Raw genomic sequence first — 7,349 nt, forward strand, 5'->3', positions numbered from 1 at the left:
GGCGAGGACGTCGGTCTGGCCACGGTTTACCGTGTTCTGACCCAGTTCGAAGCGGCTGGCCTCGTGGTCCGTCACAACTTCGACGGTGGCCACGCGGTTTTCGAATTGGCCGACGGTGGACACCACGACCATATGGTCAACGTGGAAACCGGTGAGGTTGTCGAATTCGTCAGCGTTGAAATCGAAAAGCTTCAGAAGGCAATTGCCGACGAGCACGGTGTCGAGTTGGTGGATCACAACCTGGTGCTGTACGTACGCAAGAAAAAGTAAGCATGTCGCGCGAATTTCAGGTTCGCGAAACGAGCGAAGGCGACCCGTGGGTCGCCTTCGTGCTTTCTGCTGTGGGTGAAATTTAAGCTTTTGCGGTAACGACCATCTTTTTGGCGTGAGCCAGGGATTCTTTGGTCAGATCGATTCCGCCCAGCATCCGCGCCACTTCTTCTATACGGTCGTTCTTGCTCAGCTTGGAGACGGCTGTATGCGTCGCCTGTTCGCCGCGTACCTTGTGCACGAACAGATGCTGATGCCCCTGCGCCGCCACTTGCGGCAAGTGCGTCACGGTCAGCACCTGTCCGCGTTCACCTAGTCGGCGCAACAACTGGCCGACAATCTCAGCGGTAGGGCCGCCAATGCCCACGTCGACTTCGTCGAACACCAGTGTCGGAATGCGCGAGGTCTGTGCAGTGATGACCTGAATCGCCAGGCTGATCCGCGACAGCTCGCCACCGGACGCCACTTTCGCCAGTGCCTTGAGTGGCTGGCCAGGGTTGGCGCTGACCAGCAATTCAACCTGTTCGAGTCCGTTGGGCAGCAGTTCATCGCTGCTATTGGCGCGTAGCTCGATAGTGAAGCGACCGCCGGGCATGCCCAAACGTTGAATCTCTTGTTCCACCGCGCTGGCAAGGCTGCCGGCAGCCTGATGGCGCAAATCACTCAGTTCTCGCGCTTTTTCCTGATAGTGACGGGCATAGGAGGCCAGTTCTTCGCCCAGTCGCTCAATGGACTCGTCATTGGCATTAAGGCTTTCGATTTCATCCAGCAGTTTCTGCTGCATCTCTCCGACTTCGGTCGGCTGGATCCGGTGTTTGCGTGCCAGCGTGTAAATAGCGTCGAGGCGCTCTTCCAGATATTGCAGGCGTGCCGGATCGGCATCGAAGTTGTCGAGGAAACGATTGAGTTCACCGACCGCTTCCTCAACCTGTATTTGTGCGCTGGTCAGCAAGCTGCTGGCTTCGCCAAGAGCACCAACGGAATTGTTCACGCTCGACAGGCGATTGAGGCTGGCGGTCAGCGCGTTCAGTACATTGCCGGAGTCACTTTCGCTGCACTGCTCGACGACTTGCCGGCAAATGCCAAGCAAGGTTTCAGCGTTAGTCAGGTTTTTGTGTTCCTGCTCCAGCTGTTCGAGTTCGTTATCACCGAGGCCGAGGTTTTCCAGTTCTTCGAGCTGGTAGCTGAGCAGTTGATGGCGCGCGCGTTGTTCGTCGCCGGAGTTGGAGAGTCGCTCCAGCTCCTGGCGAGTCTGCCGCCAGCGCTGGGCAGCCAGTTGCACCTGGCGGGCGAGATCGGTCGCGCCAGCGTATTCGTCGAGCAGGCGACGATGGGTATCGGTTTTCAGAAGGGACTGGTGCTCATGCTGGCTATGGATGTCGATCATCAGTTCGCCGAGTGCCTTGAGATCGCCAAGCGGGCAGGGCGTGCCGTTGATATAGCCGCGAGAGCGTCCTTCAGACGTGATGACCCGACGCAGGATGCACGGGCCGTCGATGTCCAGATCGCGCTCGGCCAGCCAGGCGCTGGCCTCGGGGATGTCGGCTAGATCGAAGGTCGCGAGAATATCGGCCTTGTCGGCGCCCGGGCGAACCACGCCACTGTCGGCGCGATCGCCAAGGGTCAGGCCCAGGGCGTCGAGCATGATCGACTTGCCGGCGCCGGTTTCCCCGGTGATCACGCTCATCCCGCGATCAAGTTCGAGATCGAGATGTTCAACGATGGCGTAGTTATGTACGGACAGGTGCACCAGCATAAAGGCCGCTCCCAGGCTTTAGGTCTGGTTATTTATACAGTGTTTTGTTTCGGGCTGACAATGCCCTCCCTTAGCTCGATTTGCTTGAACGCAATTTTTGCTTAGTGCATCGAGGAATGAGAATGCGGCACTTTTTTGTAGGGTTAATCGTTGAAGGCCCTTGAAGCCTGATTTTGCGGCCCCATATATCGGGACAGAAGCGCGAGTCGAACTCGCGGACGATATTGAAAGGAGAATTCTATGGCTGACGAACAGACAGTAGATAAGCAAAACCCAGAAGCCAATCAGGCGCCCGAGGGTTCGGGTGACGACCTGGCGACCCGTGTACAAGTGCTCGAAGAGCAATTGGCCGCCGCGCAGGATCAGTCTCTGCGTGTCGCTGCCGATCTGCAGAACGTCCGTCGTCGTGCCGAGCAGGACGTGGAAAAGGCGCACAAGTTTGCGCTGGAAAAGTTCGCCGGCGACCTGCTGCCGATCGTCGACAGCCTGGAGCGCGGCCTCGAGCTGTCGAACCCTGACGACGAAAGCATCCGTCCGATGCGTGAAGGCATCGAGCTGACCCTGAAAATGTTCCACGACACCCTCAAGCGTTATCAGCTTGAAGCGATCGATCCGCATGGCGAACCATTCAACGCCGTTCAGCATCAGGCGATGGCCATGCAGGAAAGTGCCGACGTTGAGCCGAACAGTGTCCTGAAAGTGTTCCAAAAGGGCTACCAACTTAACGGTCGCCTGTTGCGTCCGGCCATGGTTGTGGTCAGCAAGGCGCCGGCGCCAATTTCGCCTTCGATTGACGAGAAGGCTTGAAATTAGTCGCAAGGCCCCCATTTAGAAGTCAAGCGTTTAAGTGCTACCGCAGTTAGCCACCACTGCTGCGGCATCCAAATCCAAAGTTTCGGGAGAGTGAACATGGGCAAAATTATCGGTATCGACCTGGGGACTACCAACTCCTGCGTCTCCGTGCTGGAAAACGGCAAAGCAAAAGTTATTGAAAACGCTGAAGGCGCGCGTACCACGCCGTCGATCATCGCTTACGCCAACGATGGCGAAATCCTGGTCGGTCAGTCTGCCAAGCGTCAGGCAGTGACTAACCCGCACAACACTCTGTACGCGGTAAAGCGTCTGATCGGTCGTCGTTTCGACGAAGAAGTTGTGCAGAAAGACATCCAGATGGTCCCTTACAAGATCGTCAAGGCTGACAACAACGACGCCTGGGTTGAAGTGAACGGCCAGAAAATGGCACCGCCACAAATCTCGGCTGAAATTCTGAAAAAGATGAAGAAGACCGCCGAAGACTACCTCGGCGAGCCAGTGACTGAGGCGGTGATCACCGTTCCGGCCTACTTCAACGACAGCCAGCGCCAAGCGACCAAAGACGCCGGCCGCATCGCCGGTCTGGACGTAAAACGTATCATCAACGAACCAACCGCAGCCGCTCTGGCTTACGGTATGGACAAGGCCAAGGGCGATCACACTGTGATCGTTTATGACCTGGGTGGCGGTACTTTCGACGTTTCCGTGATCGAGATCGCTGAAGTTGACGGCGAGCATCAGTTCGAAGTGTTGGCCACCAACGGTGACACGTTCCTGGGCGGTGAAGACTTCGACATTCGTCTGATCGACTACCTCGTTGACGAATTCAAGAAAGAAAGCGGCATGAACCTTAAGGGTGACCCGCTGGCCATGCAGCGCCTGAAAGAAGCCGCTGAAAAAGCCAAGATCGAGCTGTCCTCTGCTCAGTCGACCGACGTCAACCTGCCGTACATCACTGCAGACGCGACCGGTCCTAAGCACCTGAACGTGAAGATCTCGCGTGCCAAGCTCGAAGCACTGGTTGAAGACCTGGTTCAGCGCACCATCGAACCTTGCCGCATCGCCATGAAAGACGCAGGCCTGGACGTTGGCGCGATCAACGACGTGATCCTGGTCGGCGGTCAGACCCGTATGCCGCTGGTGCAGAAGCTGGTTACCGATTTCTTCGGTAAAGAAGCGCGTAAAGACGTCAACCCGGACGAAGCTGTTGCCATGGGCGCTGCTATCCAGGGCGCTGTTCTGGCCGGTGACGTGAAAGACGTACTGCTGCTCGACGTCAGCCCGCTGACCCTGGGTATCGAAACCATGGGTGGCGTGATGACTGCGCTGATCGAGAAAAACACCACGATTCCTACCAAGAAATCGCAAGTGTTCTCGACTGCCGACGACAACCAGGGCGCGGTGACCATTCACGTCCTGCAGGGCGAGCGTAAGCAAGCCGCACAGAACAAGTCCCTGGGCAAGTTCGACCTGGCCGACATTCCACCTGCTCCACGTGGCGTGCCGCAGATCGAAGTGACCTTCGACATCGACGCCAACGGCATCCTGCACGTCGGTGCGAAAGACAAGGCGACCGGCAAGACCCAGTCGATCGTGATCAAGGCCAACTCCGGTCTGTCCGACGAAGAAATCGAGCGCATGGTGCGTGACGCCGAAGCTAACGCTGACGAAGACCGCAAGTTCGAAGAACTGGCCGCTGCCCGTAACCAGGGTGATGCACTGGTTCACTCGACTCGCAAAATGATCACCGAAGCGGGCGACAAAGTTACCGCCGAAGAGAAGACTGCGATCGAGGCTGCTGTGGTTGCTCTGGAAGTTGCTGTTAAAGGCGACGACAAGGCTGCCATCGAAGCGAAGGTTGAAGAGCTGTCGAAAGTCTCCGCTCCGGTTGCTCAGAAGATGTACGCCGAACAGGCTCAGCCTGCTGAAGGCGCAGCACCGCACGGCGAGAAAGCTGAAAAGACTGACGATGTTGTCGATGCCGAGTTCGAAGAAGTCAAAGACCCCAAGTAAGTTGTTGGTCGGCCGGTTGACTGCCTTTAGGCGGTGACTGGTAGGATGTCGCCGCGCGGGAGCTTGCTCCCGCGTTGGCGTATCTGGAATACGCGAATTTTTACAGTATGCGACAAGGTTCGAATGCTGGTGGTATGGCCGAAAATGCTCCTGCTTTTCGCGCCGAAAGTACCGCATGAATCAAAGACCAGGATCGTTGAATTGACGTGAGTTGGGTCCGGGCCTGTATTGGGGCTCAGCGAGTTTGGCGATCCTCAGGAGGGGTTTGCCGGACGTCCTCAAGAGTGCAAAGACTTATGGCAAAGCGTGACTATTACGAAGTGTTGGGTGTTGAGCGTGGCTCAAGCGATGCGGATCTGAAGAAGGCCTATCGTCGTCTGGCGATGAAGCATCACCCGGACCGTAATCCCGATGACAAAGCATCGGAAGAACTGTTCAAAGAGGCCAACGAGGCCTATGAAGTGCTGTCCGATTCCAGCAAGCGTGCAGCTTACGACCAGTACGGTCATGCCGGTGTCGACCCGAGCATGGGTGGTGGCGGTGCAGGTTTCGGCGGTCAGAACTTCTCTGACATCTTTGGTGATGTCTTCAGTGATTTCTTTGGTGGCGGTCGCGGTGGTTCCCGTGGCGGCGCTCAGCGTGGCAGCGACTTGCGCTACACCCTGGAGCTGAATCTGGAAGAGGCAGTGCGCGGCACGAGCGTGAATATTCGTGTGCCGACGCTGGTCAATTGCAAACCATGTGATGGCTCGGGCGCCAAAAAAGGCTCGTCGCCTTCGACGTGCCCGACGTGCGGTGGCATCGGTCAGGTGCGCATGCAGCAAGGCTTCTTCTCGGTGCAGCAGACCTGCCCGCGCTGCCATGGCCAGGGCAAGATCATTTCCGATCCGTGCGATTCCTGCCACGGTGACGGCCGCGTCGAAGAGTACAAAACCCTGTCGGTCAAAGTGCCGGCCGGCGTCGACACTGGCGACCGCATTCGCTTGTCCGGCGAAGGCGAGGCGGGTACTCAAGGCGGCCCGACTGGCGATCTGTACGTGGTCATCAACGTCCGCGAACACGACATCTTCCAGCGTGACGGCAAGCATCTGTTCTGCGAAGTGCCGATCAGCTTCGTTGATGCGGCGCTGGGTGGCGAGCTGGAAATCCCGACCCTCGACGGTCGCGTCAAGCTGAAAATCCCTGAAGGTACTCAGACCGGCAAGCAGTTCCGCGTACGCGGCAAAGGCGTGGCGCCGGTGCGTGGCGGTGGTGCGGGCGATCTGATGTGTCGTGTAGCGGTCGAGACCCCGGTCAACCTGAACCGTCGTCAGCGCGAATTGCTTGAAGAGTTCCGCAGTTCTTTGGCGGACGACAACAGCCATTCCCCGAAAACCACCGGTTGGTTCGACGGTGTGAAGCGCTTCTTCGGCGATTTGTAAGGAGTCGGCATGCGACGTATTGCAGTGATGGGCGCCGCCGGGCGCATGGGCAAGATTCTGGTTGAGGCCGTGCAGCAGCGCGCGCCTCTGACCGGTTTGACTGCCGCTGTCGTCCGTCCTGGCAGCACGCTGATCGGGGTGGATGCCGGTGAGTTGGCTTCGCTGGGGCGAATTGGTGTGCCGCTGTCCGGTCATGTGGAAGCGGTCGCCGATGAGTTTGATGTGTTGATCGACTTCACGCTTCCGGAAGTGATGCTGAAGAACCTGGCGTTCTGCCGTAAGGCGGGCAAGGCCATGGTCATCGGCACTACGGGTCTGGATGCTGCGCAGAAGCAGTTGCTGGTCGAGGCGGGCAAGGATATTCCAATCGTGTTCGCCGCCAACTTCAGTGTTGGCGTCAATCTGTCGCTGAAGTTGCTCGACATGGCGGCACGCGTGTTGGGTGATGAGGCAGACATCGAGATCATCGAAGCGCATCACCGACACAAGATCGATGCGCCCTCGGGTACTGCGTTGCGCATGGGTGAGGTCATTGCCAGTGCGCTGGATCGTGACTTGCAGAAAGTTGCCGTCTACGGTCGTGAAGGTCATACCGGTGCGCGCGAGCGTGAAACCATCGGTTTTGCCACTGTTCGTGGTGGTGATGTCGTCGGTGATCACACCGTGCTGTTTGCCTGCGAAGGCGAGCGCCTGGAGATCACTCACAAGGCTTCCAGTCGCATGACCTTCGCCAAGGGCGCGGTACGTGCAGCCTTGTGGCTGGAGGGTCGTGAGCCGGGTCTTTATGACATGCAGGATGTGCTCGATCTGCGTTGAGCCGTTATTGAATCCGGCGCAAACGCCCTGTTTGCGCTGGTTTTTCTCCGCTGAGCGACTTCCTGTCGCATTCTCCGGCCTTTAAGGCTCTTTAGCGGTGGACCAAAAAAGCCTTTTTCTGTAAGCTACAGCTTTAGTGTGTCCACTAAAAGCGCGCAGAATAATTCAGTGAAGAAGCGGGGTGACGTGTCCATACGTCACTCCGCATTTTTACACCCAGCGAACGCCCTTTCATGCGTTATTTCCGGGAGGACGTCTTG

Annotated in this window: 6 protein-coding genes; 5 read left to right on the forward strand and 1 reads right to left on the reverse strand. The window is 57.7% G+C overall.

Annotated features, from left to right (window positions below):
• Positions 1–270, forward strand: a 270-nt coding sequence (locus ACIOVB_RS26565; RefSeq protein WP_401272167.1) for a transcriptional repressor, incomplete at its 5' end; no start/stop codon positions are given.
• An 82-nt stretch (positions 271–352) separates the two neighbouring features.
• On the opposite strand, the gene recN is transcribed toward ACIOVB_RS26565, so the two are convergent.
• Positions 353–2,026 carry a DNA repair protein RecN gene (recN, locus tag ACIOVB_RS26570; RefSeq protein ID WP_187676706.1) on the reverse strand — a complete coding sequence of 558 codons (1,674 nt, stop codon included), beginning with the start codon at positions 2,024–2,026 and terminating at the stop codon, positions 353–355.
• 240 nt (positions 2,027–2,266) lie between these two features.
• Between recN and grpE the strand changes: the two genes are divergently transcribed.
• The 4 genes from grpE (at position 2,267) to dapB (ending at position 7,089) form a co-directional block, all read left to right on the forward strand.
• On the forward strand, positions 2,267–2,833 hold the full coding sequence (gene grpE / locus ACIOVB_RS26575) for a nucleotide exchange factor GrpE (RefSeq protein ID WP_103303213.1): 567 nt from the start codon (positions 2,267–2,269) through the stop codon (positions 2,831–2,833).
• A gap of 102 nt (positions 2,834–2,935) precedes the next feature.
• The gene (gene dnaK / locus ACIOVB_RS26580) at positions 2,936–4,852 is read left to right on the forward strand and encodes a molecular chaperone DnaK (RefSeq protein WP_401272168.1); all 1,917 of its coding nucleotides are present in this window, start codon (positions 2,936–2,938) and stop codon (positions 4,850–4,852) included.
• 296 nt (positions 4,853–5,148) lie between these two features.
• Positions 5,149–6,273 carry a molecular chaperone DnaJ gene (gene dnaJ, locus ACIOVB_RS26585; RefSeq protein WP_038357478.1) on the forward strand — a complete coding sequence of 375 codons (1,125 nt, stop codon included), beginning with the start codon at positions 5,149–5,151 and terminating at the stop codon, positions 6,271–6,273.
• 9 nt (positions 6,274–6,282) lie between these two features.
• The gene (gene dapB / locus ACIOVB_RS26590) at positions 6,283–7,089 is read left to right on the forward strand and encodes a 4-hydroxy-tetrahydrodipicolinate reductase (protein ID WP_401272169.1); all 807 of its coding nucleotides are present in this window, start codon (positions 6,283–6,285) and stop codon (positions 7,087–7,089) included.
• Positions 7,090–7,349 lie beyond the last annotated feature (260 nt).

It is taken from the genome of Pseudomonas sp. NPDC087639 (assembly GCF_044743385.1).
Lineage (GTDB): Bacteria > Pseudomonadota > Gammaproteobacteria > Pseudomonadales > Pseudomonadaceae > Aquipseudomonas.